The sequence below is a fragment of the Moorena sp. SIO3I6 genome, from assembly GCF_010672095.1.
The window spans coordinates 1-1,104 of sequence record NZ_JAAHHU010001643.1 but is presented as its reverse complement, the minus strand read 5'-3'; the positions used below and the strand labels follow the sequence as shown (position 1 = coordinate 1,104).

Here is a 1,104-nt window from a genome sequence, read left to right as displayed (position 1 = left end):
ACACCGATCTATCCCCTTAAATCTAGAGTGTGAAAGCACTTAGCTGAACTAGGTATTTGCGAAAATCCGGTAAAAATCTAGCGTTTATATTTGAGATAATTATATATTTAAAAAAAAAAATAATAAAAACTAATAACTCAATAGTAAATAAATATAGTATAATTAATGCCCTAGCCAAATAAACGTTAATAAATGTTATAAAATCGATGATTTTGGTCTAAATTTGATAGCATTATATTTTAACCAGTAAATCAGGTTAAAATTTATTAAAAAATTAACCTATTTGGGACTTAAACCGAGTAGAATAGCAGCCTTCGACAAAACCATTAAAAAATTTTAGGGAATCGGGAGCTTTGATCGAAATTTGATAGGATAGTAATTTAACCAGTAAACTAGTATACAATTTATTAATTATTTGGTATATTCGGTAATTGTTGTGCTAAAATTGTCTTTTTAAACTAAGCATTCAGGTATCAGCCATTGGCCGTTACGTCCCAGCGTCGTTCGCACAGCGTGGCCATTCGCGTAGCGTGGCCATTCGCGTAGCGTGGCCATTCGCGTAGCGTGGCCATTCGCGTAGCGTGGCCATTCGCGTAGCGTGGCCAAAGGCACAGGCTTTGGCCTTGGCTTTGGCCTTGGCTTTGGCCTTGGCCAAAGCCTGTGCCACAAAGCACCTCAAGTAGCGTGGCCAATGGCCAATGGCTTTTCCCTAGACTTTCAATTCGATAAAATCTCGAACTATTAAATTCTCCCAAAAGAGGTTTATTTGAAGCTGACCGCTGACCGCACATCAAGTAGCGTGCGCTACGCGCATATGCTTGCAAAAAAGCGATCGCTTTTTTGCGATCACTTCTGATCGACCTTCTGATTAAATCCCTTGATGGGGGTTTTGATGAAGTCTGGCTGTCTTTGTTCAACAGGCTTTTGAGCCATGAAACCTCATTCTTCCATTTTTGTCAACCCCATCACCTGAATGCTTGCGATTGAGTTACGGGAACTATTTTCCCAGAATTCAAGCGCTCCATATAGTCTTTGAGTTCAGTGACTACTTTGCCACAGAGGAAGTAGGCACCGAAAAGATTAGGTAAAGCCATAGCATTAAGA

Annotated in this window: 1 protein-coding gene; it reads right to left on the bottom strand. The window is 39.7% G+C overall.

All coding sequences use genetic code 11. From position 1 onward, the window contains the following. Positions 1-473: 473 nt before the first annotated feature. Entirely contained in the window at positions 474-917 is a 444-nt protein-coding gene (locus F6K49_RS51950; RefSeq protein WP_293110846.1) for a hypothetical protein, read from the bottom strand. Positions 918-1,104: the final 187 nt, after the last annotated feature.